This is a genomic window from Ferrimonas aestuarii, assembly GCF_005116665.1.
GTDB classification, from domain to species: Bacteria; Pseudomonadota; Gammaproteobacteria; order Enterobacterales; family Shewanellaceae; genus Ferrimonas; species Ferrimonas aestuarii.
In genome coordinates, this window is sequence record NZ_SWCJ01000003.1 from 106,188 (window position 1) to 129,215 (window position 23,028).

Below are 23,028 nucleotides of genomic sequence, written 5' to 3' on the forward strand. Positions count from 1 at the left end.
CTTACGCAGACAGTTTGACGCGGATGGTGTGCTGCGGATTACCCTTAGACACCGGAGTTGGGTGGTACTTAGTCAAGGTGTTAGAGCAGCCGCCAACATCGACCCCGTTAGCGCCCTTCTGATACCAAGCACCTTGAGCCATCGCCACCACACCAGGGATAACCCGAGGCGTAATGCGAATGCGCACCTCAATGGTGCCTTGAGGGCTAGTCACCTTAACCATCTGACCATTTTCGAAGTTGCCCGCATCGGCAGGATTCACCCAAACGCAGTCCTCAACCGCTTCACGCAGCCAAGCCACGTTGTGGTAGCTAGAGTGAGTACGGCCCTTGGTGTGGTAGCCCACTACCTGCAGAGGGTAATCGTCCTTGGTGTCGGCATCCTCGTAACCCTGCCAAGCAACGGTGTATTTCGGCAGTGCAGTAATCTGGTCATAAGGCATATCTGACAGCGGAGTGGTTTCTGCCGCTTTCTTAGCCCACGCCAGTGAGTAGATCTCAATCTTACCCGATGGGGTGTTAACCGGATTGGCCGCCGCATCGTCAACAAAGTCCTTCATCGCCACGTAAGTGGTTGGCGCAAAGGTGCGGTATACGCCTACTTTCTGCGCTTCGGCATAGGTCGCTGGCAGGTTCCAGTCAGGGTTGTAGCTGCGGGTGACTTCATACATGTGATCCAGCCACTGCTGCTCGGTGCGACCTTCGCTAAACTCCCCTTCCACGCCAAAGGCTTTCGCCAGGCCCAAACCGATCTCATACATGTTCTTACAGTTGTAGAGCGGAGTAATCGCAGACTTAGTGAAGGTGACGTAACCCAACTGACCAGAGGCGTAGGAGTCGCCGGCCATGTCGTCGGTTTCCAGCCAAGTGGTGTCTGGCAAGATGTAGTCAGCAAACTTCGCCGATGGCGTCATCCAGCAGTCACAAACCACAATCAATTCACACTTGGTGTCATCTTCCAAAATCGCCTTGGTGTGGTTGATATCAGCATGTTGGTTAATCAGCGCGTTACCAGAAACGTTGAATACCGCTTTGATGTTGGTACCCAGCTTTTCTCCTGCTTCCAAACCACTCACCCCATGGGTTTCGTAGGTCATGTTCTCACCGTTTTCGATGGCTTCCGCCCAGGTGAAGAAGGAGATGGAGGCTTTTTCTGGGTTGCTACCAGAGGACATGCCACCGGTACCACGGCCGTAGTTCTTCGGCAGAGCACCACTGTTCACACCGGACTGACCAATCTTACCGGTCAGAATTGGCAACATGTACAAGCTGCGTACGGTCTGCTCACCACAGGCATGACGGTTGGTACCAGCACCGATGCTGATGTAAGGCGCATTGGCGTTCATGATCTTGTTGGCCAGTTCGATGATCGCCTGCTCAGGAATACCACATACGGTCGCCGCCCAAGCTGGGGTATGCACGGTTTCGCCAGCGAACTTGCCTTCACGCAGGATGTAGTCCTTGAAGTTCTCTTCCACATCAATGTGCTCGGCGTAATCTGGGTTATCCAGCTTGGCCTGCTCCAGAGAAGCACGGTCATAACCGATGGCGTACTTATTAATGAAATCGATGGAATTGGCGTCCACCCAGCCAGTGCTGATCATCTGATAGGCAATCGCTTCTGCCAGTGCACCGTCGGTACCCGGGCGAATTGGCAACCACTGATCCTCTTTGCCCAGCGCAGTATCGGTGTAACGAGGGTCAACCAAAACCACGTCCAGATTGCCGTTGTCCTGCAGGGCGTTGAGCATGTCGTACTGCTCACCGGAGCCAGACATACGGATCTCAAATGGGTTGAAACCAAAACCAACGAACAGATCGGAGTTACGCAGTTCAGACAGGTAGCTACCAGACTGAGTGCTGGAGCCGATGATCGCAGGCGTTGCGGCGTTGATCTGCGCCCATGAGTAGTTGCCATAGTAGTTCAGGTGACCGCCACTTAAGCGCAGGGCACGACGAATGCAGCTGCTGGAGTGGAAGCCATAGTAAGCACCAGAACCATAGTGCTGGAAGATCGAGCGAGGACCATACTGATCGCGCAGCTCGGTGACCTTGGCGGCAATCTCTTCAAACGCTTGCTCCCAGGAGATCTCCTCGAAGATCGCCTCACCACGTTTGGCGCCGGCTTTACGTTTCATGGGCGACTTCAGGCGATCCGCGGCATAGGTGCGCTGCTTCAAAGAGCGACCACGCAGACAAGCACGAATCTGATGGGAACCGTATTGGTCCTCCCCATGATAATCCCCTTCCACACGCACGATGGTATCGTCGGAAGTGATCACTTTGACTGGGCAGTTGGAGCCACAGTTCACCAAACAGGCGTTGTAGCTTATCTGCTCATCCGCAGGACCTGGGACTTCCGGCACGGCGGTTTGACTGTCTTTGCTGCCACAAGCGGTCACACAGGACACCGCGCTGGCTGCGGCACTTAATTTTAGAAAATCACGTCTTTGCATGAGATTTTTCCTTTTTATTAAATTCGTTACATCAAGTAGCTAAAGGTCAGCATCAGCTGATGGGCGTTGTAATCACTGGCCAGATTGCCCAGGGTCGTCAGACCCGGAATCACGCCATTGCCCACTTCGGCATAGTCGGTGTCGTAGTAACGCTCGTAGCGGTAGTTCGCTTTCAAGGTGGCGTGCTCGGTCAGGGCGTACTCGGCATACAGATGCACGTTGTGCGACCAGGAGATGTAGTCACCGTATGGGGTTTGGCCACTGACCGAGGTGTCAGACTCAGACTCGTTAAAGCTGTAATCCAGCCCCAGAGCCAAACGGTCCTGCATCAAGCCGTCATAGCGAGTGCCGGCGCCGATGTAGCTAAAGCTGTCTTCCACTTCCCCAACCCAGTCGGCACTGGAGAAGCTTTGACTGCCCGCTTGGGTGGACTCAATCCACTGCTGCGCCCCAAAGGCGTGGAAGCTGACCTGGTCATTGGCTTGGAAGCTCAAGCTGAAGTCATAGCCGTAGTCTTTCGACTCGGTCAGGCCCAGCTCACTGTTGCCGTAGTCGTCCTCGGCATAGTGGTAGCGCAAATCCATACTCAGCTGCTGCCACGGCGTGTGGGTCACGCTCAGCTCAAACTTGGTGCGGTCACGATCTGCTAGGTGGTACTTACGCAGCAGCTCGTTGTCTTCCTCACTGGTAGCCGCTGACGCTTGGTAGGCAGAGCCATCACGGCTGCCATACTCGGCGTCTAGGCCAAAGTTCCAGTTCGCCAAAGCGGTGTAGTCGAGGCTGGCAAAAAAGCGGCTCTCATCGGTCTGCTCACGAACGGTATCGCTCTGCTCTTTCTCGATGTACTGATAGCCCCCTTTAGCCACCAAGCCTTTGGCGAGGCGGTAACGACCGTCCAACTGATAGGCGGTGCGGCTGGTGTCCAGCGCCACGTTCTCAATGGCTTGGCCACTTTGTGGGTCGTAGTTGACGCTGTGGAACAGCTGGATGGGGGTTTTGTTATCGCGGTCGCGATAATCCACCTTCATCCCCAGCTTAAAGTCACGGCTGAGCTTGTGGCTGTAGCGTAGGCGAGCATCCAAGGTTTCCACTTCACCATTTAAGTGAGTGATGCCAGTGGGTACCCCTTGGGTATCCACGTAGTTGTCGTTTTGGTACATCCAGCCTTTAACCAGTTGCCCGGTCAGGTGGCTGCTGGCAAAACGGTACTGACCCAACGCACTCACCTGATGGGATTCATTCCCCGGTGCACCCGCTTGCAAGCTGGCCTTGTCGCCATCATTCAGTGCTTGATGGTCATTCTCGAACAAGCTGCCCTGATAGCTCAGCTCACCAGTCCAACTCTGTCCCGCCGCCTGTAGGCCGGTTTCCCAGCTTTGGGTGGTGGTGTCGATAGGGCGAGCAAAGTTAATTGGCGCCTTATTCAGGTTGGTGCTGGTGGCTTTGGCGCCGGTCTGCTCGAGATACGCATACTCGGCATAAGTACGCCAATCAGTGCGCCAGATGTTGCGTTGGTAGTCCGTACCCAGCTCAAAGCGCTCGCGCTTACTCTGTAGGGTGACCTCGCCAGGCTGGGCAATCAACTGATCGCCAGCCACTTGGTACTGGGTTTGCACCTCATCGGCATTAACGCTCAGCTGGCTTTGGTAACCCAGAGTCAGCCCTAGGTTTTGCCCCTTGGCATCAACCTTAGCGTGGCCGGTCTCCATGCCTAAGTTATGGGCTTGCACTCGAATGCGGTCACCCTGCTGCTGATAGGCCAAGTCGGCCTGCAGTGCCGCCATGCCTTCGCTGTCTTCACCCAAACGGTTGGCAGCAACGGCGTTATCGGCATCGGTGGCCACGGCGCTAACGCCCAGCTCTCCGCTTGCCTTAACCACAGTACAGCGTTTGCAGTCCCAGCGGTCGGTGTTCACTCGCTCCAGATTGGCTTCAGACAGGTTTAAGCTGGATGCATGGGCCATCCCGGCTTGCATCAACGCCAGTGCTAACACGCTTAATGGATATTTCATGATTATCTCTCCTTAGCGCTGCAGCAGTTGGCCAGATGGGTGGTTAGAGCCGTGAATCTGACTGTGACAGTTCAGGCAGCTATCCCCTCCGGTAAAGGCACTGTCGTCATCACCATAGGCCCGACTGGCGTGGCCATCGTTGGCGTGACAGCTTTGACACAGCATCGGCGCCTTACGAGTCAACATGGCGTCATTCACCGACCCGTGAACGTTGTGGCAGCTGCGACAGTCATCCACCACAGGTTGATGCTCCCACAGCACCGGACCGCGTTTATCGGCGTGGCATTGGTAGCAGGTGTCATTAACACTGACTTCGGTCAGGCTGGCATCGCTCAATGAGCCATGGGGGTTATGACAGTCGCTACACACCATGCTGCCCTCGCCCGCCTGAGTCGTCAGAGGGTGATGGCTGCGCTTATAAAGGTCTTGCTGTTGCTGCTGATGACAGTCGGTGCATACCGCCACTTCGCTGGCGCGGTTAAGGACTGGGTCAGAGCCGGTGTGGATGTCGTGGCAGCCGACGCAGCTGGCGTCATCGCTGTGCAAGCTGTCGTGCCACGCCATGCGCTCGGCGTCCTGGTGACAGGAGAGACAAACGCTGTCCTGAAGCTCGGCAGAAACGTTGCCATTGGCACCAAAGGTGACCATCGGCTCGTTCTTGCCTTTGTGCTTGCCTTGAGGACCGTGGCAGGTTTCACACTGCAGCTTGGCCATCGGGCTATTGCTGTTCTCGAGATTGCCATGCACACCATCGAAGAGCGCCATCACTTTGGCGTCTTTCTGGTGGCACATTAGGCAACTGTCCGCCCCTTTTTTGGAGTACGCGCCCTGCTGGAACTTCTGCAGGATCTGCGACTCAATATCTTGGGCGGCAACGGGATAGGCAACAGCGGCTGTCAAACTTAATGCTAATGCACTCTTGAGCAATCGATTCATTGAACTCATAAGTTATCCGCAACTGAAATGAATAAAACCGACTAAATTGTCGAAATAAGGCCGAATTAAATCAGCAAATTAATTCTATTATCTAAAAAATAGTTTTCTTTGAATCCAACAACAGTTTGAATCTAATTTCATTAATTAGATCGAAACTCAGAGCCGATTCATCATTTCATTATTTTTGCTGATAAATAAATTTCTCAATTCGTCATCCATTCGCACCCGACGTCATGAATCCAGCTCAATTTTAGAGTTAAAGCTCAACCAAAATCACATTAAACTAGCAAGATGCGATCCAAAGCCACGACTGATATCAATAGGTTAATAAGAACAGTGTGTTCTGAAAAATAACTCATCAATGAAAACAATATGCGAACCATATTAGTTAAAAATAAAAATAGCCAAAACAAAGCAAAGTAAGGCTCTTCAAAAAAGAGGCATAAAAAATACCATTATAAAATTGAAATTAAATAGTGAAATTTAACAATTCCAAATAATGAAACTTATCGTTACATAATTTACGCCCATGCAATTCTGCATAATTTAATTTTTATCCTCATCACTCTAATTAGAACACCACTTAATAATGATATTAATTCTCAAAATCAAACTGAATATCACCTCTATATTTCCAACCCGAAATCTAAAGTTCGCTTCAACATATTTATTCAAAATGGCTATCTCGCCATTGTAGCTTTCTTCAGCCTTATCAAACCAAAACCGAATAGACTCAAGATAGGACACGCTGAACTAACAAACCTGCTTACTCCCTCTCGGTCTCAAACCATAAGGACAGCCACAACAAGAAAACCACGAGTTACAGATAGCAAAACGCCACCTTTCGGTGGCGCTTTACCTAAAGACGATGTGGATAGCGAGACAGGCGCGCTCTCAGAAGCGCTCAGAACAGATGGGCTAACGCTCTCTCCAATCCTTGAGGGGTCACTCCCTCAATGCGTCCGATTTCGCTGCCTTTTTGCTTAACGATAATGGTTGGCAATGACAACACCTGCACCCCTTCCATCAAAGGGGTATCACCATAAGCGCCCTGCTTATCTACACCGATGTAATCAGCTTTAAAAGCAGGGTTGTCCAGAATCTTGAGAATCTTCATCAAACGAGGAACCTGCAGCTGACTGGCCTGATTCCAAGTTGCCAGTACCACCAGAATCTCAGTCTCGTCAGTCACCTTTTCCAGCGGAGCAATAGCATTACGGTCAACTTGGTAGGACAGGTACTCTCTGCCCATGGGGATCATCTCAAAAATCAGCTGCTGGCTGGTCAGCTCTCCGGTCAGCACAGCAGTTTGCACTGCGGCCTTACCGTGAGGATTGCTGTTGTCCATCATCATGCCATTATCCATGCGCGCCATGGCATTGGATCCACCGCCCACCATCAGGGCCCCTAAAAGTAACCGTTTCATCATTGCTATCGCCTTAACCGTCTAATCCCAATCTGATGAGATAGTTCACTTACCGAGTCAGGTTAGTAGAACTTAACTATCTCTATTGATTTTCGTGTCAATATTGCATAGGTAGAGCGGTAGAAACATGGATTAGTTTCAAAAATGGGGCAACAAAATAGCAAGTCGTGCAACGGATCACACTCTGAGATCGAGGTGTGAGGCGAGTTCAGTGAGCCGGATCATCCCCTTACAAAAGCCCCTATGCTAACCTTGAACCTTCATTTACCAGTAAGCAGCACCCTCAATGTCCAAAGGCCTCACCGAAAAACAGTTCTGGATTCAACGCCTGTCCAAATCCACGCTTCGAGCACTGCACGTGTTAGGCATCATCGGCGCCAGCGGCGGCTTTTACTATGGTGTGGAGAAGTCGTTATGGCTACCTTGGTGGATCATGGCCATGAGCACTGGCCTTATCTTGATGATCTGGGAGATCGTCCGCTCCCCTCTGTGGCTAGTGCAGATGAAAGGGGTATTAACTCTGACCAAGGTACTGCTGGTTGCCCTTTGCTACCCATTCCCCGAATACAAGGTGGCACTGTTTAGCATCGTCGCCATCATGTCGGTGATCACCTCCCATGGCCCAGCTGGGCTTCGTCACTACTCCATCTGGCATCGTCGCCGTATCGATGGCCCCAAAGAGGTAAAAGGCTAAAATCTGGCGTCAAAAACCAAGGTCGAATTCGCTTCTGTCACCAATATGCAGTAACTTGAACTGAAGCACTCGAGTCAAAAATGGAAAACAACAGATGCTGCAGTGGTACCCCAATAGCTATCGAATCGGCGTTGCGCCCCTAATTACCCTAGGGATGGTGTTCTTCGCCGTACTGATGCGCGCCTTCATTCCGGAGGGCTCAATGGCGCTGCAGTGGCCACTGAATATTGCCATGGGCGCCATTGCTCTGTGTCATCTTTACCTACTGATCGATGACTCAGTAATGAAGCGCAGCGATGCCCTCATCTATGCCTTAGTGCATCTATGCTTGGCATTTACCGTGTGGATCTTTGCTCTGGTGGTCGTCAGTGGCAAAGACATCTTCTAAACGGTCTCGAGACTGCCACAGCGCGCCACAGCCGTCGTTACCCCTTGCAACTGAAACTGCTCACGCCAATGAGGCAACTCATCGGCACTCACCACCACAACTTTAGGCCAACCGGGTTGCGCCAGCGCCTGATGGAGATCCAATTGATGACGCTCGGCATCACGGCGACACAACTCATCGATGGCCTTGGGCAGCGCACGCGAATGGATCACCGACTCTGCCTCCTGCATCTCATTTACTGCCGCAATGGGCAACATCTGCGAATCGGTCTCGGCGGAGAGAAACAGCGCCTTTAACGTGGAGGAGTCAGCTGCCAGCGCCGCTTCAAACCGCTGTTCACTGGCCGGCTCTAGGGTCAAACCGTTGCTGTTTAAGAATCGCTCCCACACCGCTTTGCGCTCAGACAGAGGAACGCGATAGCGACGCTCAGCCATAAACTGAGCGAGCTTGCCTAAACGGTTCGGCAACCAAGTCTCGATGCGCTTACGCAACTCTTTAACCAAAACGGGAGCTCCGCCCTCACTGCCGATGGCCACCACCATGGGGCTGCGATCGACAATGGCTGGAGTGATTACCGTGCAGGCTTCGGGGTTGTCCACCACATTCACCCACGCCCCTTCGGCTTTAGCCAGATGGCTAATGTGCACATTCAACGCTTCGTTGTTGGTCGCGGCAATCACGCCAGCCTTCCCTGCCACCAGCTCATCGGTAAATTCACCATTGAACCAATGGAAGTCGCCCCTTTGCTGAGCCAGTTGCAAGCTCTGACAAAGGAAAGGTGCAACCAAAACAATGTCCATTTGGGTTCTGCGCCAAAGCGTCAGCTTGCGCGCGGCAACCTCACCACCACCGACGATCAATAGGGACTGATTCTGAGTATCAAAAAATAGGGGGAAGTAACGCATTGGGTACCACTAACAGCGTAAATCTAAGGGAGGTGCGATCGACTAGTGCTCGGGAACGCAGCCACAACGCCAGCAGGTTTCAAAATGGCCGTCATTTTGTTCCCCACAACTGGGGCACTGCCACGGGGCTTTAGACTGGTGATACTCTTTGAGTACCTTATTCGCCTGCTCAAGGTGACGACGCTGCACCAGCAGCCCCACCTCTTGACTGTCCATGGGTAGCTCACCGGTACCGCCGGCCAACGCTTCACCCAACAGCCGAACCATCACACCTTGCTGCTCAAGCGCGCCCTTCAAAGCGTGCGCCTCTAACGCATTGGAGGCTCGATATAACTCAACAAAACTGTCCATGACGGTTCTACCCTAAAACCTCGTCGATTTAGTGGGTTTCATCATCTACAAAAACCGATCAAAAAGCCACCTAATTATTGATCTCGATCTCATTTTCAGTTGCCGATGATGAAAACAGGTGACGCCAAGGCCGCCCTAAATAAAGCCAGCAAAGGCCGTCAATTTCTGAAGCCAGTAGCGCCCTTTGTTTTTGACCATATCTTATTTATTTTCAATGACTTTTATGTATGATTACCGCCTCTTGAAGCTCAAGAGTCTACTCCAAAGCTGGTCACGAGGAGCCCGATGAGACACAACAAGCAGGTAAGCGAACACATTAAGCAAATTAAAGCGGATGTGGAATCAAGCCAAACAGAAGCGGACCTGATTGAGGTCATCGCATCAGTAAAAAGTCACCCCGGCCCACTGGACTATAACGACCGACAGGCATCCATCATCGTATGGGCCCTCACCTATCTGTGCATGTGTGGCATCATGACTAACTACTTTGCCGATGGCTTTCGTAGTTCGCTGACCAAGATGATCTTTAATGGCATCGATGGGTCTGTCTATTGGCTTCCTGCCGCAATCACCATCGCATTGGTCAGGCATCTGGAATACAGAGGCAAGCGCCTGCCTGTGCTGCACCGCATCGGTCGACCTTGGATCCGGTTTTCTGTCGCCGGCGCCGCAGTGGCTGGGATCTTTGCCATTTTTCCTCCCGCTCAACAGGCCTACTGGTTCGTGCTCGAAGAGGGAACCTGGCTGGCAAGCTTGCACGGTCTGCTGCAGATCTCCGTAAATAAAGCCCTGCTCGTCGGCATCGCCGCCCTATTGGGCTTTCGCTGGCTGAGTAAACGCAAACACTGGCGAGACCCAGTCTCCGATCGCATTCACCAGTTAAACGTATTGTTCAACAACGGCTTAAAGCCAGTCACCGTTGACCCCAAAGAGAAAGCCAAAGCGCTACTCGATCAGTTCTACGAATTTGAACGAGGTAATCATACCCGCACCATCGACGCCTTCTACCAAGGCCACTACCAAGGGCCACAACACAGCTTTGATTTTGAGCTGTTCCACTTTCACTACGTGGTCAAGACTCGCTCTACCTACACCGATAACAACGGCAAAACCCAGACTCGAACCACCTACGATCATTTCCATCGTCATGGGCTGCTGTTCAACTTTCCCTACGCCAAATCGGTCACCTTAGATGGCGATGGCTTGCCTGCCCATAAGGGCCAGAAATACACCAGCGCCTCCAACGAATTTAATCGCATCTATCGCGTGCGCACCCAAGATCAAATGCAGGCGGCTCGCTTACTCAAGCCCGCAACCGTCGAGCGGCTCACCAATCTCGCTCGGGAGTATCGGCGTCCCGTGGTGGAGATTAATCATCACGGCAACGCTTGTGTGGCCATTGACGACCAAGACCTATTGGAGCTCAAGCGCCAACATGGCTTGGATGCGCCAGAGGCATTTATTGCCGAAGTTGGCCAGCACGCCAAGCTCAATAAGTTAGACAATCTGCTGTTGGCGATACATGAACTCATGCGCCTGAGCGATAACAACTTTAAGTGAATGCGCCTCGCCAAAATAAAGAAGCACAGCGGCACCAGTGAGTGGCAGTCGCTGCCGCTTTATAACCCCATATCCCAACCGCTTCTAAGATCCAGTAAAGGAGTATCATGAGACACAACAAAAAAGTGACTGAAAACATCGATGCCATCAAGGCCGATGTTGAAGCCGCCACCAGCCAAGCCGACCTGATTCAGGTGATCCGCTCGGTTCAGAACCACCCTGGGCCTTTGGATTACAACGACCGCATCGTGGCCACCATCAAATGGTTGGTGTTGTTCGCCGGCATCATGGGACTCTATTTCAACGGGGCCTCTGGCGGATTTTATGGCGACATTGGGATGTTTCTGGATATCGCGATGAACTTCTCCAGCGCCTGGGTACCGGCCATCGGCGCCGTGCTCATTGCTAAAAATCTCGAGCGCAAAGGCAAAATGCTGCCGCTGCCAGAGCTGGTCAACCGACAATCGGTGCGCCTTGGTATCATCGCCGTTGCCGCAACAGCGGTGTTTGCCGTCCTGCCATTCTGGAGCATGCTCTATTGGACAGTGATCTACACCATCATGGGGTTAATCCGAACCATCGGGTTCTTAATCCTGCTGGACGATTACTCCTTCGGTCAGGAGATCACCATGGGCATGCTGGCCATCGCCGCCAGCATTTGGCTGTGGCAAGGCAAGCGCATCCATTGGCGCGAGCCTCTATCAGAGCGGATTCAGTTGCTGGACAGTTTGTTCAACAACAACCTCAAACCGATGCGGTTTAATAAAGTCAGCAAAGCCAAAGCCCTTGGAGAGCAATTCCAAGAGTTTGTCCGAGGCAATCACAGCCGCAAAATTGAAGCCCTATACCAAGGTAAGTATCAAGGCAGCGTGCACAGCTTTGACTTTCAGCTATACCACTTCCACTTTGTCGACCAGCGCACTGAGACCTATACCGACTCTGAGGGCAATACCAAAACTCGCACCGTCTACAAGCACTACCACCGTCACGGCTTGCTGGTGAACTTCCCCTATTCACAATCTGTCACCTTAAGTGGCGACAGTCGCCTTAAGCTTGATGGCGAAAGCTACAGCACCGCTTCCAACACCTTTAACCGCCACTTTAAAGTCAGTGCGTCAGAGGAGCTGCAAGCAGCCAGATTCCTTACCCCGGCGGTGGTCGAGGGGCTCAGCGACATCGGTGAGCACTATCACGCACCCGTGATTGAGATCAGTGACCAAGGGCAGATGTGCATCGCCTTTGATAACGATGATCTGCTGAAAACCGAGCGCAAGTATGGCCTAGATAACCCAGAGGCCTTCGCCAAGGAGATCGCCGGCCACGCCGAGCTTAAAAAGTTGGACGCCCTACTGAACACCGTCCATGACGTATTGCGCCTCAGCGACAACAACTTCGCTTAATCACCATTGGTTAGCCCGGCACTGCTGGGCTTTCTGATTTTTAACCCTGCTTGCGTAGCGTATTGCTAACACAATCAGGTAAGTTGTCATCAGGCCTATTCCTACGAGAATCATCATGCTCAAACAGCTACTACTAACCAGCCTGCTAATTTCTACTGCCAGTCACGCTGCCATTAACCCTGATGACATCAAAGGGGTGAAAGCAGTACAGTTTCCATCAGAGCGAGTCATCACTTCTGGCCAGCCTACCCCAACCCAGTTTGCCAAACTAAAGCAAGCTGGCGTGGATATGGTGATCAACTTAATTCCAGAGGGGAATCCAACAGGGCTAGACAACGAAGGGGAGTTGGTGGCCAAAGCTGACATGCTGTACGCCCGTATTGGCGTGGATTGGAAGCAGCCTACTCAACAGGACGTAAAACAGTTTCTGCAACTGATGGACGCTAACAAAGACAAAGACGTGCTGATCCACTGCGCTGCCAACTACCGAGCGTCTGCATTTTACTACCTGTACCTGCTGCACTCCGGCGCTGAAGACAGCGCCAGCTTGCAAGGGGAAGCGATGGCACCTTGGGGAGAACTTAGCGAAAGTTTTAAAGAGTACCCACAATGGCAACAACTGATTGAGGAGACTAAAAAGAGCCTCTAAAGGGCTCTTTTGATTAAATCACTGAATGACTTTAGTTAAAGCGAGGCAAACAGTGACAAAGTAATGATCATTCCATAGATGGCTAACGCCCCTAGCGAGGTGCCGACGACCAAAGCCGTGGTTTTAAATACCGACACCTCCTCCTTTTTGATCTCCGCGATATCCGCAAACTCGATCTGGGTACCACTGCCAGAAAGACTATGCTCATCCAAAGCGTCGACCACCAAAGTGAGCTGTTCACCAGTAAGGGTGACCACCTCAATCTCATCACCAACCTCAACAACTTGGGCGATGGAAGAATACTCCACTTGAGAGGAGTCAATTTGGCGAGTCGAAGTACACCCAGCCATGACCAAAATCAGTAGGCCGGCAATCAAATTCTTCACAGTACATCCTTAATTCCATGAAACTTGGTGGGCAGGGACTGCGCCACCATTTAGCTCTATCCTGTTGAACTTGAAGATAGAATCACTAACGACAGCATCATATAGAGGCCGTTATTGATGCAACTGAAAATGCATGAAAACCCTAGCCAATAACAAGAAGTGCCAACCGGCTCATAAACATCAGTCAGAATAATAAACGGGAAACTAAACGGCGCTTAGCGTTATGTTGAGCTCACCAGCGAGCTGCAGCACTCTGTCACATTGGCCGCTGTCACAGGCAAAAGCGACATACTCATCGCTTCCCTGCTCCAGGTATAGCAGGGAGAATCCATGCCCCTTAAGCCACTGGCCATATTGGTTCAGCACGGTTTCAATGGACTCGGGTTCCTCGGTCAATCCTTGGCAGTCAAACGTCGATGCAATGCCAAGTTGCTTGGCCAATGCGGCGGTTTGCGCAGCCACCTCATCGGTGGCCGCCCAGTCAATTCTCAGATAGACCCAGCTCTGCTCGCTCTGCCACACCTCCATTGTAGTCAGCACCAGCATCTCAAAGTCTGCATCGGTCAGCTCTGCGACACTCTCAGGAGCAAGCGCAATCTGACCGCCGGACAATAAGACCATCAGTTCAAGACGCTTTTGGCAACGCTTACGCTTATTTTTGGGGTACCAATACGGCGCGGTGATTACGGTGCCTATCAGCACAAAAGGCATCAAAATCAGATAATAGGCGCACTTAACCAGCGCTTTTATTAGCTCAAACCAAGATGAGCGTGTTGCCGTCATGACCGCTGTGCTCTACAGAGCGGTTCGGCAAGAGAGCTCCCCTTACACATGACGAACAATGTAGCTGTCTGGGTCTGACGTCATCTGCAAGTACATCACATAGCAGACCGGCAACAGCACCAAGGAGAACAACACTAACCCCACAATCATAAACAGATGCATGGTAGGCCGGATCACCGCGGTGTCGTGATCGCTGGGTTTATAATGCACCTGAATCATCTTGCCACTGGGGAACTGGGCCGCCAGCGCTTCGGCCTCTTCCAGAGAGTACCCGGGAATGGCGCCGGTAATGTCGGTTTTGTTGTTCTTGTGATGCACTTCGCCATCGATGATGTAGAGGTACTCAATGCCGACTTCGTAATGGGACTCGGCGCTGCTGCGTTCGTGGTAGCGCTCAACTATCCAGCAATCCACCACGATCCCCTTCGCCGTCGGCCAGTTGAATGAGGCATGAAATTGATGCACCACATAGGTCGCCAGCCCCACCGCAAAAGAGAAGATGATAAACATAAACCACATCAGGAAGGAGACTTGTGACAGCTTAAATCGCTTCATGGCTCACCTGCTTGAGCCGACATCAAAGCACGGTAACTTTTCACTAACCGTACCCCTGGCCACAGTGTTGCCGTTAAGGCCAAGATGGCACCAAGCAGGGCAAACATCAGCAGGTTGCCAAAATTCTCAGCACCATTACCGCTAAATAGGCCACCATGATTGTATTTGCCCGTCATCATCAATGAGCCAAAGGCCGCCAATTGCAAACCAAGGTGGAGCGCCACCGCCTGAATTAGGCTCAGGTATGCCTGCTTAAACGCAGCTCCCTGTTGCTGATACCAGGCGTAACCCGTCCACACCAGCAGCGCCGCCCACAGCCACGCGGCGGGCAGCCAAACCCAGCTGCCCAAATAAATAACCACAGTGGCCAGATAGCTGCATTGCAGCGGCCTCAGTGCTGCTGACGCCTGAACCATTAGAAGTCGCCGTCCTTCCACAGGTAGCCTGGCAGTTCCGATTCGACAAAACGATAGCGCTCGCCGTCGAACCACAGCGTCTGCACGTGGGTACGGCTTTTATCTCGCTGGCGATTTTTCGGTTTGTAGGTCATCTTGCCCTTGGATTTGACCTTGATGTCGGCAAAGCCATAGTGCTTGCTGGACAGCATCTGCAACTGAGATTTGGCGACCTCTTTATCCCAGCGCTGATTGTTGCCACAGTCCTTACCGTCATGCACTCGAGAATACTCCATCGGCAGGCGCTCTAGCACTGGGCTCAGAATGTGCTCTCGGTAGACAAACAGGGAAAAGTACTGACCTTTGTACTCCTTAGAGCAGGTCGGTTTGCGGCCAATATCCAGCCTTACTCCAAAGGCGCGTGTCTGTTGGTTGAGGGCGTAATTGGCGGTATCAAGCCAGATGCTATCTGGGCGAACCTTGGTGTAGCTGTCCTCCTCAATTTGCTGACGATACTTAGCCAGCACCTCATGGGAACTGCTGTCCATGATCAGCGTATTCCATTGATATACTCGCTCGCCCGCTGGGCCGCCATCGGTCCACACGTAATAGGATGCCAGCGTCAATTCAGGCTTATTTGGCAGAGCCTTACACACCGGCCAAGACAGCGGGCCAAAGAACTGCTTGTCCTCCTCCAGTGCCTCAATCTGATCCGAAGAGCAGCTTTGCGCCGCCTGCGCCATGGGGACGACCATCATCAGCGCCACAGCAATGGTAAATAGGGGCTTCATCATCCCTTGTCCTTTAACGATATTCATTGTTGCCACCACGTTTTTGCTGGCAGCGCTTCCCACTGCACTGGATAGCGGTGCCCATCAAACTTCAAGACAGTATCAAACTGAAGGGTCTCGCGCTTAAACGACTCCTCCCACTGGCCAGGGGCGCTTTCGTCCACCGACTCTTGCGCCATTTCATCGTAGCTCTCAAGCACCGCCGTAGTGGATAATCTCAGATCACGATAGCCGTTGGTTTTGGTATCAAGCAGCTCAAGCCGCCCTTCTCCTTTGAGGGTCTTGCTGTAACCTTCACGACTGCATGGGCTGCCTTCGGTTACCAACTCCTGCTTCAACGGCAGGTATTTCATCACCGGTTTTAGGGCGTCCCCTTGGCGAACAAACAGGGTGACAAACTGGTCTCGCACTAGGGTCTGGCAATAGTCGTTCATCCCCAGATCGGCGCGAATGGCAAAAGCATTGGTGGTGTCATTGAGCGGGTAGTTGGCCTTATCGATGAAGAAGCGATCCTGTATCTGCTCCTCATCCAGATCAATCAGCGCCCCGCCCCACAATCGCAGGTTGGTCGACGCCACCACTTGAGGCCGGTCGGCTTTGGCCAGTAACACGCGCCACAGCAGCGTCTGCTTGCCAGTGCCATAATTTTCCGCCCAAGTGTGATAGGAGATCACCCGCAATGACTCATCCGCAGGGTAGGCGCCACAGGTATGCAGTGAACCGCCTCCAAACTGATTGGAGTCCTCTTCCCAAACCCAAGTGTCCATTTCGGTACACTCAGCAAAGACACTGCCACTAAACAGCAGCGCCGCTACCAATATTGCTGGTTTCATTCAAATTCTCTCTTTCCAATGACGGCTCGATAGACGCTGGTCCGATAACCTCGGCCAGGCACTCCACGGCGCAAAGGCACACTGTATTGGGCCTCTGGTCGCGGCGCGAAATCAAGCAGTTGCGGGGTGGCATAATAAAACACCCCCAGATATTGAGGTGCTAAATCGTCCTGTTTTAGCAAGTCGTATTGCAGGTCGTAGGCATGAACTGGCGTTGGGCCGACCTCTTCGCCCAGCTTCTCCGCCAATCCTAAATTGGCTCTGGCTGCGCCGCCATTTTCCACCCAGTTGGGGATAAGCTCGCCGCCGCTCTGACGCTTAAGAGGCATCAGGTAATAATCCACCATCATCGGCGGCGGTCCCATCAAAGACAGGACATCCTGCAGAGCCAACAGGCTTTCTCGCTGCCTGTTGTCTACTTTCTTAAGCTGAGGGGCGTTGATCCCCATTACGATGGGCTCGCACAACTCGCGGTCCCACATATCCAGCGCTTCACAATATCCCCGCCAAGCTGGGGTGCGGATCTTTACCAGCGCCGCCCCGTGGCCATCGGCCTCAAAGTGGCTGCCCAAGATCTCAAACTGTGTCGTCTTTCGGCTCTCCATAAAACGAGCCTCAAGCTTGGCACTGCGCTCCCCTTCGCAATACAGCAGCGGATAAGGCGTCTTGTTGCCCATTTTGGCGGCATCGTACATACGTTTACGCTCCGCCTTGTCGTACTGGCACAGATTCAGCTGGCCCAGCAGAGTTTGAATCTGCTCGTCCTGATGGCGAGTTGAAACCCCACCTAAGCTGCTACAACCGCCAAGGGCCAGCATCGCCAAGCTCAGAAGCCCCACTTTCACGACAGTTCGGTATTGAGTCATCATCAGTCTTCCAAAATCTCCAGATCCGGCATCGCTTTGCGAAGTGCCTCTGGGGCACGCAACGGCTCATAGTCCTCTTGATAGGTACCAAAGGTTGATGGCCTGGTGGCGCAGCGAAGATCCAGCTTCTTGAGAGACTTCAGTTTCATGATCACCTCAGGAAACTCGTAGAAGTGGTTGTAGGAGAGATCGAGCTCCTGCAGCTGTTTCAACTTGGCGAGCTTAGAGGGCAACTCTTCGATGTGGTTAAAGCTCAAATTGAGCTTGGTCAGTTCACTGTAGTGCTCAATTCCTTTCGGCAACTGGCCTAGATAGCAGTTACCCATGTTGAGTTCACGAATAACCTGCTGCTGCGGGAGCCACTCAGGCAGCGGCGCTTTCAAGGTTCCGATGCAGCCGCGATCCACAAGGAAGATGTCTGGGCTACGGTGGTAATCCATCCGCTGTTTGTCATTGCCCTGCTCAACCAACTTATAGAAGCCCGCCCCTCGACGCCAATTGAGGCAATCTCCCTCAACCAGACTTAAGATCGCCTCTCGGCGCTGTGGCGTGTCCTCTTTGTGCTCCAGCAGCAACAGCAATCCATCACCTTGATGCTGGAAGTACTCCCAAGCAAACTCCAAACACAGCTCAATGCCCCAGTGCTTCACTCGGCGCTTAAGGCGCTTATAGAACTCGCTTTCGCCACTGTCGCTGTCCACATCACCATAAAACAGCACCGTATCGCCGATCGCTTGCTGGAACAAACCGTCTCCTTGGCCTCTTAGCAGCGAGCGAACCTGCTCCCGAAGGGCCTTATCTTTGGTGGTTTTCAGCACATAAAACAGCGGCATTCGCAGCGTAGGGGCCACCCCGCACTGCTCCAACATCTGCGCCGCCACTTTGTGGGCACTGGTATCGGGAGAGCGCAACATCGCCAGCACGTTGTCCACCATGGCCAACGTCCCCTCATCTTGCTGCTGCAACATCTCAGGCTTGGCCTGTCTTAACCAAGCGCCAAGCGCGCCATCGTCAATGATGACGTGACGGGCGGGGTCTATGCGATGCACATAGGTTGGCTTTTTGCCCACAACAACGTGGGTGACCGAATCGTCTAGGGTTTTGGCCAGGCTAAAGCCCAGCTCTTTGGCCTTGGCGTTAAGCTCGGCGGCCTTAAAGCCACTCTTGCCGCAGATAAATAGGCATGAGTGGTGATCGATGGACGTCTGCTCAAGGGCGTTGGCCCCATGGCGTTCAAGCCCCTGCAGGCATGCACCATTAAGGGGCTTATATTGCTTCTCTAGGAAGGTGAGAATCAAACGGATGTCTTCACTCACAAACTCCTTCACCTTGGCGCAGTCGTAGAGGGCACGGTAGCCGCGCTGCTTCTCCTCAAGGGTCAGCAGGCTGCGAGCCAAGATCCCCACCTCTTCCATCAGCTGCTCACTGCGACGGCTGCGCTTAGGAATATCCAATCGCCACCTAAGCTCTGGCAACTGCAGCAAAGCCAAGGGCGCAGCGCCTTCAGGGTGCGGTGCTAGGTAAAATTGGCGCAGTTTCGGCAAGCTCAATAGGGGCTGATAGCACAGCGCCTTGGCAGGCTCACTCTTAGGGTTCACCTCGATGCTAAGCTCGGCCAATGCGGTCATGGCGCTGAGATCGCCCAAACCGCTCAGGCGACAATCTTTAAGCTCCAACTCTTCAAGCTGGGTCATCTGCCTGATGGGTTGTGGCAATGCCGCCCCCTCCATGCCTACCAAGGTAAGGCGCTTAACCTGAGACAGCTTGGGCCAAAGCGCGCTTTCGGCTGCAACAGGCAGAATCTCAACCTGACTTAGGTTGGTTGCGCCACTGAGGGCTTCTACTGATTCAGCCTCCAAAGCGGGTAAGCTGGCTCTGCGTAACAGGTTACAGCGCTGAAGCAGAGCACTGAATCCCGGATAATCCACAGGCTGATGCAGCTGCAGTCGATTGGAAACCGACTCTATGCCATCCAGCCACTGGGCTGGAATCGGCCCGGCGTGTTTGGGAAGCGACAGACTAAAGTTGATAACCCGTTTCAGATCTGGGTAGGGCTGCGACGGGCTTTGCTTAAAGGGCAAATCCAGCTCGATGTCATCGGCTTCCGCGAGGCGATGCAGGAGCAGCTCGGCATCGTCACCACAGCTGCGGGCGCTGATATCCAGTTGCTTCATGCGCTCCGGCAGTGCCAATTTACACCGGCCCAATTTATCTAAAGACAGTTGCAGATACTCAACCTGATGGGCAATGAAATTAACCACATTCAAAGGCGCTGCGGCGCGTTTCTGCTTAATGTAAAACGCCCCAGGCTTCTCCGAACCAAGCTCTATGTCTAGGGCAGTCACCTCTTTGCCAAGCTCTAAGGTCAAGTTAAACGCCTTCACCTTGTGCTTAGCCGTTAAGGTCACTGTGCCTGCGTCGATGACCACCGTTTTGATGTGCTCACCGCAGCGAGACAGCATGATCCCAAGATCCTCACCTCGAGCCAGCACACCACCACGCCAATCGTTAATGAAGGGGATCTGCTTGGACTTCAAGCCTCGAAAGTCCATCAACCAATCCCCAGCGTTCAGCTTGGTGAGGTAGGGGAAGGCCAGAAAGAAGCTGGCATCCAAGATTCGCCTCGGAATCTCATTATCCCAATGATTGATGTCAAACTGAGTTAACTTTGGAAAAGCCCGACCTAGAGCGCACCAGTCCACCTTAGCTTGGCAATCGTAGTACAAGCTGCGAGCGCTGTTTTCCTTACTCAGCAGCTCGTTTAGGTTGTCATCATTTAGAACCACGTCGCTCATGGCCTTAGGCGTCCTCTAGAATTTCACAATCAGGGAACGCATCGCGGAATTTTTGCGGCGCTCGAATCGACTCATAGCCCTGCTCGGCGTCATAGCCCCAGCGGTACAGAGGCTCTGCCGCACGGCGCAGGTCGAGCTTCTTCAGGTTTTTCAGCTTGAACAGCACCTTAGGAAACTCAGTAAAGTGGTTAAAGGAGAGATCCAGTTCCTCCAACTCGGTCAGCTCAGCCAGCTTCGGCGGCAGCTTTTCCAGATGGTTGAAGTTCAAATTGAGCTTCTTCACCTGCTGGTAACGTTCAAAGTTGGCAGGCAGCGCATTCAAGTAGGTGTTATGCAGGTCAAGCTCAGTGATCCGCATCTGCTCGGGCAGGGCTTGTGGCAAGCGGGTCTTCGGCTTACCCAGCTCAAAGCTGTTCTGCATGTAGATGTCTGGGGAGCCATGGCAGTTGATCAAGCGCTCCTCATCGGCATCTTTCACCATCAGTTCAAAGCCACAGGCTCGGTTCCAGTTGAGGCATTCACCTTCCACGAACGAGCGAGTAATGGCTTGGCGGCGCTCGCACTCCTCTTTCTGGGTCAGCAACCACACCAGTCCCTCGCCATAACGGTCAAAATAGGCTTTGGAAAAATCGATACACAAAGGACGTCCCCAACGTTTGGTCAGCCCCTTGAGCTTCTTAAACATCGGGCCTTCACCGGTTGGGTTGCCCTCCCAGTTCAGGCCTCGCAGATCCGACTCGAAGAAGATGCGATCTTTGACCGCCAGCTGGAACAGGTCATCCCCCTTACCGGCCAGCAGTTGCTGAATCGATTTGCGTAGAGCCTTATCGCTGGTGGTTTTCAGAATCAGGAACAGTGGCATCCACATCACTTCGGTGACACCACCTTGCGCCAGCATCTCCACCGCCACTTGATGGGAGGCTTCATCTGGAGAGTTCAACATGGTCATCACGGTATCAACCATGCCGCTGTCTATGGCTTGCTCCTGCTGCAAAAACTGCGGCGCCGCCTGCTCAAACCACTGGCTTAGGGCAGTATCGTCGATCAGCAGATGCTGCTGCAGATCCAATAGTTCGGTCTGCTTCGGATTGGCGCCGACCAACACGTGGGTCACGTTGTCGTCCAACTTCTTGCTGATGCTAAAGCCCAGCTCCTCAGCCTTAGCCTTGAGCTCGGTGACCTTAAACCCACTCTTACCGCACACAAACAGCACAGTATCACTGCCTAGGGCGCGACGAGTTAACGCCTGCTCGGCGTTGGCTCTTAGCCAGGCGTGGGCGTGTTTCTTAAATGGCGAGTACTTGGCCTCGAGGAAGGTCAGGTGGAAACGGCCATCCATCTCGGGCAAATCCCTTGGCTTTGGCGCGTGATACAGCTGTTGCCAGTAGGTTTGTCGCTGCTCAAGAGTCAGAGGGGCATTTAGCAAAATTCGCCGCTGTTTGTTCAGGGCTTCACTGCGAGCCACTTGGTTGTAGATGCCAAACTCCACCTCAATCTCTGGAGGCATGTGCATCAAAAAGTCGGTGCGATCGCCGCTTTGTGCCGTCAGGTTGAGATTCAGGTGCTTCAGCGATGGTGCGGTCAGCAGTTGCTCCAATGCCGGCAGCGCGGTGCATGGGCCATGATGGCTAAACTGCTCGATTCGAATCTCGGTAACGCCTGTCATGGCGCTCAGATCCCCAAGCTGCTCGGTAGGGCCGTTGCTCACTCGCAATCGAGTGATGCCAGAATGCTGGCGCAGCGTTAACGGTAGCTCGGCATCGGTAAAGCCTTCCAGCTGCAGGTATTCCAGATTAGTTAGGGCGCTAAGCACCTTGGCCTCGCCCAGCTCTCCAGAGTCACGCAGCTCCAATTTAGTCAGCTTTGGTGAGTTTTTCAGGCCGTCCAGTTGCGTAAATGGCACACCGGTGGCGAACAGGTGATCCAAGTGCGGCAAGTTAAGATCGCCAACCACTCCTTTGCCCTCTGAAAACAGATAGATAGAGGTTAAAGATTGCAGCGGCGCCACCAGTTCCGTCAGGTTATAACTGGCGTTGTGAGGCAGGAACATCAAACGCTCAGCGCTGCCCAGTTGGCAAAACAGATCGCTGGCAACCTCTGTGCCATCTAGCCCCACATTGAGGTGCACCTCCTTCACAGATTTAGCTCGAATCAAACCACCGGGAGCCACAGTTAACTTATCGGCCTCCAATCGCATCTCATTGAGTTCGGCATTTCCAGCATCGATAATTCGCTCTATCTGCATCTGACAGTTGGGAGAGATGGAGATCTTCTTAATTGAGTCGGGCAGCAGCAGTTGCTCCACCTGCATCATATAAGACCCACCATTATAGTGAAGACCATAGAGGTGAAGCTCAGTCAGCTCCTTGGCCCCAGAGAGGTTTAGGGCCAGTCGATCCACTTCATCGACCCGAAGGTGTAACGTTTGGAGGCGGCTTCCTTCAGGCAGCTCCAGAGCCAAAGAACCCTTCTCCACATCAAGGTAGATCTCGGTTAATGCCGGACAGTGTTTGAGATAACCCAATTGGTCGGCTTGGGTAACCACCGCTCCCCGAATCGCCTTGAGGTTTTTAACCATCTCCGGCTTAACCTCGGAGAGCTCCAGCGGATTGGTTTCGCAGTTGAGAATTTTGAGATTCGGAAACGCACTGAACATCTCGGCATCAATGGGGCGCAAAGGCTCCAGATAGCTGCCAAAATAGAGCTGTTCAACATTAGGGAAAGCTCGACCGATCTTGTTCCAGTCAGGGGCAACGTCACTCACCCGGTAGCGCAGATTGGTGACCTCAGGGTGGACCTGTTCCAACTGTTCTAGGTCATACTCATACAAAGAAGCTTTTTTAGTCAT

The 23,028-nt window shown here is 52.9% G+C and carries 20 protein-coding genes; 5 read left to right on the forward strand and 15 right to left on the reverse strand.

Going from position 1 to position 23,028, the window contains the following annotated elements; all coding sequences use genetic code 11:
• Position 1: 1 nt before the first annotated feature.
• From FCL42_RS05520 to FCL42_RS05535, 4 genes are all read right to left on the reverse strand, one after another.
• Complete coding sequence (locus tag FCL42_RS05520; RefSeq protein ID WP_136862397.1) at positions 2-2,455, reverse strand: DMSO/selenate family reductase complex A subunit; 2,454 nt, start codon at positions 2,453-2,455, stop codon at positions 2-4.
• Between the two features lie 26 nt (positions 2,456-2,481).
• The gene (locus tag FCL42_RS05525) at positions 2,482-4,467 is read right to left on the reverse strand and encodes an MtrB/PioB family decaheme-associated outer membrane protein (RefSeq protein ID WP_136862398.1); all 1,986 of its coding nucleotides are present in this window, start codon (positions 4,465-4,467) and stop codon (positions 2,482-2,484) included.
• Positions 4,468-4,479: 12 nt separating this feature from the next.
• Entirely contained in the window at positions 4,480-5,412 is a 933-nt protein-coding gene (locus tag FCL42_RS05530) for a DmsE family decaheme c-type cytochrome (protein WP_136862399.1), read from the reverse strand.
• Between the two features lie 895 nt (positions 5,413-6,307).
• A complete protein-coding gene (locus tag FCL42_RS05535) occupies positions 6,308-6,832 on the reverse strand; it encodes a YbbN family protein (protein WP_136862400.1) in 525 nt (174 codons plus the stop codon).
• Positions 6,833-7,115: 283 nt separating this feature from the next.
• On the opposite strand from FCL42_RS05535, the gene FCL42_RS05540 reads away from it, so the two are divergent.
• The gene (locus FCL42_RS05540; RefSeq protein WP_136862401.1) at positions 7,116-7,523 is read left to right on the forward strand and encodes a hypothetical protein; all 408 of its coding nucleotides are present in this window, start codon (positions 7,116-7,118) and stop codon (positions 7,521-7,523) included.
• A 94-nt stretch (positions 7,524-7,617) separates the two neighbouring features.
• On the forward strand, positions 7,618-7,911 hold the full coding sequence (locus FCL42_RS05545) for a hypothetical protein (protein ID WP_136862402.1): 294 nt from the start codon (positions 7,618-7,620) through the stop codon (positions 7,909-7,911).
• On the opposite strand, the gene FCL42_RS05550 is transcribed toward FCL42_RS05545, so the two are convergent.
• Together FCL42_RS05550 and FCL42_RS05555 are read right to left on the reverse strand one after the other, a co-directional pair.
• On the reverse strand, positions 7,908-8,816 hold the full coding sequence (locus FCL42_RS05550; RefSeq protein WP_136862403.1) for a precorrin-2 dehydrogenase/sirohydrochlorin ferrochelatase family protein: 909 nt from the start codon (positions 8,814-8,816) through the stop codon (positions 7,908-7,910). The genes FCL42_RS05545 and FCL42_RS05550 overlap by 4 nt on opposite strands.
• A gap of 42 nt (positions 8,817-8,858) precedes the next feature.
• On the reverse strand, positions 8,859-9,167 hold the full coding sequence (locus tag FCL42_RS05555) for a putative signal transducing protein (RefSeq protein WP_136862404.1): 309 nt from the start codon (positions 9,165-9,167) through the stop codon (positions 8,859-8,861).
• Positions 9,168-9,452: 285 nt separating this feature from the next.
• Between FCL42_RS05555 and FCL42_RS05560 the strand changes: the two genes are divergently transcribed.
• The 3 genes from FCL42_RS05560 to FCL42_RS05570 all read left to right on the forward strand — a co-directional run bounded on the left by FCL42_RS05560 (position 9,453) and on the right by FCL42_RS05570 (position 12,776).
• The gene (locus tag FCL42_RS05560; RefSeq protein ID WP_136862405.1) at positions 9,453-10,727 is read left to right on the forward strand and encodes a DUF3137 domain-containing protein; all 1,275 of its coding nucleotides are present in this window, start codon (positions 9,453-9,455) and stop codon (positions 10,725-10,727) included.
• A 107-nt stretch (positions 10,728-10,834) separates the two neighbouring features.
• The gene (locus FCL42_RS05565; RefSeq protein WP_136862406.1) at positions 10,835-12,127 is read left to right on the forward strand and encodes a DUF3137 domain-containing protein; all 1,293 of its coding nucleotides are present in this window, start codon (positions 10,835-10,837) and stop codon (positions 12,125-12,127) included.
• A 115-nt stretch (positions 12,128-12,242) separates the two neighbouring features.
• Positions 12,243-12,776, forward strand: coding sequence for a protein tyrosine phosphatase family protein (locus FCL42_RS05570; protein WP_136862407.1), 534 nt, complete (start codon positions 12,243-12,245; stop codon positions 12,774-12,776).
• Positions 12,777-12,811: 35 nt separating this feature from the next.
• Here the strand turns inward: FCL42_RS05570 and FCL42_RS05575 are convergent, their stop codons facing one another.
• The 9 genes from FCL42_RS05575 to FCL42_RS05615 all read right to left on the reverse strand — a co-directional run bounded on the left by FCL42_RS05575 (position 12,812) and on the right by FCL42_RS05615 (position 23,028).
• Positions 12,812-13,162: a hypothetical protein gene (locus FCL42_RS05575; protein WP_136862408.1), complete on the reverse strand. Its 351-nt coding sequence runs from the start codon at positions 13,160-13,162 to the stop codon at positions 12,812-12,814.
• A 204-nt stretch (positions 13,163-13,366) separates the two neighbouring features.
• Complete coding sequence (locus tag FCL42_RS05580) at positions 13,367-13,945, reverse strand: DUF6630 family protein (protein ID WP_136862409.1); 579 nt, start codon at positions 13,943-13,945, stop codon at positions 13,367-13,369.
• Positions 13,946-13,987: 42 nt separating this feature from the next.
• Positions 13,988-14,500 (reverse strand): DUF3592 domain-containing protein, encoded by a 513-nt coding sequence (locus FCL42_RS05585; RefSeq protein ID WP_136862410.1) that lies wholly within the window; start codon positions 14,498-14,500, stop codon positions 13,988-13,990.
• Positions 14,497-14,916: a hypothetical protein gene (locus tag FCL42_RS05590; RefSeq protein WP_136862411.1), complete on the reverse strand. Its 420-nt coding sequence runs from the start codon at positions 14,914-14,916 to the stop codon at positions 14,497-14,499. Before FCL42_RS05590 ends, FCL42_RS05585 begins: the two co-directional genes overlap by 4 nt.
• Positions 14,916-15,713 (reverse strand): PA3715 family protein, encoded by a 798-nt coding sequence (locus FCL42_RS05595; protein WP_136862412.1) that lies wholly within the window; start codon positions 15,711-15,713, stop codon positions 14,916-14,918. Before FCL42_RS05595 ends, FCL42_RS05590 begins: the two co-directional genes overlap by 1 nt.
• Positions 15,710-16,519 (reverse strand): PA3715 family protein, encoded by an 810-nt coding sequence (locus FCL42_RS05600; protein ID WP_136862413.1) that lies wholly within the window; start codon positions 16,517-16,519, stop codon positions 15,710-15,712. Before FCL42_RS05600 ends, FCL42_RS05595 begins: the two co-directional genes overlap by 4 nt.
• Positions 16,516-17,388, reverse strand: a complete 873-nt coding sequence (locus tag FCL42_RS05605) for a hypothetical protein (RefSeq protein ID WP_136862414.1) — start codon at positions 17,386-17,388, stop codon at positions 16,516-16,518. Before FCL42_RS05605 ends, FCL42_RS05600 begins: the two co-directional genes overlap by 4 nt.
• Positions 17,388-20,180, reverse strand: a complete 2,793-nt coding sequence (locus FCL42_RS05610; protein WP_136862415.1) for a BRCT domain-containing protein — start codon at positions 20,178-20,180, stop codon at positions 17,388-17,390. The genes FCL42_RS05605 and FCL42_RS05610 overlap by 1 nt, the downstream gene beginning before the upstream one ends.
• 4 nt (positions 20,181-20,184) lie before the next feature.
• Entirely contained in the window at positions 20,185-23,028 is a 2,844-nt protein-coding gene (locus FCL42_RS05615; RefSeq protein ID WP_136862416.1) for a BRCT domain-containing protein, read from the reverse strand.

Coding starts and splice junctions, on each gene's coding strand:
- FCL42_RS05615 (WP_136862416.1), bottom strand. CDS start 23,028: ATGACTAAAAAAGCTTCTTTGTATGAGTATGACCTAGAACAGTTGGAA.
- FCL42_RS05605 (WP_136862414.1), bottom strand. CDS start 17,388: ATGATGACTCAATACCGAACTGTCGTGAAAGTGGGGCTTCTGAGCTTG.
- FCL42_RS05535 (WP_136862400.1), bottom strand. CDS start 6,832: ATGATGAAACGGTTACTTTTAGGGGCCCTGATGGTGGGCGGTGGATCC.
- FCL42_RS05550 (WP_136862403.1), bottom strand. CDS start 8,816: ATGCGTTACTTCCCCCTATTTTTTGATACTCAGAATCAGTCCCTATTG.
- FCL42_RS05555 (WP_136862404.1), bottom strand. CDS start 9,167: ATGGACAGTTTTGTTGAGTTATATCGAGCCTCCAATGCGTTAGAGGCG.
- FCL42_RS05525 (WP_136862398.1), bottom strand. CDS start 4,467: ATGAAATATCCATTAAGCGTGTTAGCACTGGCGTTGATGCAAGCCGGG.
- FCL42_RS05565 (WP_136862406.1), top strand. CDS start 10,835: ATGAGACACAACAAAAAAGTGACTGAAAACATCGATGCCATCAAGGCC.
- FCL42_RS05540 (WP_136862401.1), top strand. CDS start 7,116: ATGTCCAAAGGCCTCACCGAAAAACAGTTCTGGATTCAACGCCTGTCC.
- FCL42_RS05560 (WP_136862405.1), top strand. CDS start 9,453: ATGAGACACAACAAGCAGGTAAGCGAACACATTAAGCAAATTAAAGCG.
- FCL42_RS05590 (WP_136862411.1), bottom strand. CDS start 14,916: ATGGTTCAGGCGTCAGCAGCACTGAGGCCGCTGCAATGCAGCTATCTG.
- FCL42_RS05520 (WP_136862397.1), bottom strand. CDS start 2,455: ATGCAAAGACGTGATTTTCTAAAATTAAGTGCCGCAGCCAGCGCGGTG.
- FCL42_RS05600 (WP_136862413.1), bottom strand. CDS start 16,519: ATGAAACCAGCAATATTGGTAGCGGCGCTGCTGTTTAGTGGCAGTGTC.
- FCL42_RS05610 (WP_136862415.1), bottom strand. CDS start 20,180: ATGAGCGACGTGGTTCTAAATGATGACAACCTAAACGAGCTGCTGAGT.
- FCL42_RS05570 (WP_136862407.1), top strand. CDS start 12,243: ATGCTCAAACAGCTACTACTAACCAGCCTGCTAATTTCTACTGCCAGT.
- FCL42_RS05545 (WP_136862402.1), top strand. CDS start 7,618: ATGCTGCAGTGGTACCCCAATAGCTATCGAATCGGCGTTGCGCCCCTA.
- FCL42_RS05585 (WP_136862410.1), bottom strand. CDS start 14,500: ATGAAGCGATTTAAGCTGTCACAAGTCTCCTTCCTGATGTGGTTTATG.
- FCL42_RS05580 (WP_136862409.1), bottom strand. CDS start 13,945: ATGACGGCAACACGCTCATCTTGGTTTGAGCTAATAAAAGCGCTGGTT.
- FCL42_RS05530 (WP_136862399.1), bottom strand. CDS start 5,412: ATGAGTTCAATGAATCGATTGCTCAAGAGTGCATTAGCATTAAGTTTG.
- FCL42_RS05595 (WP_136862412.1), bottom strand. CDS start 15,713: ATGAATATCGTTAAAGGACAAGGGATGATGAAGCCCCTATTTACCATT.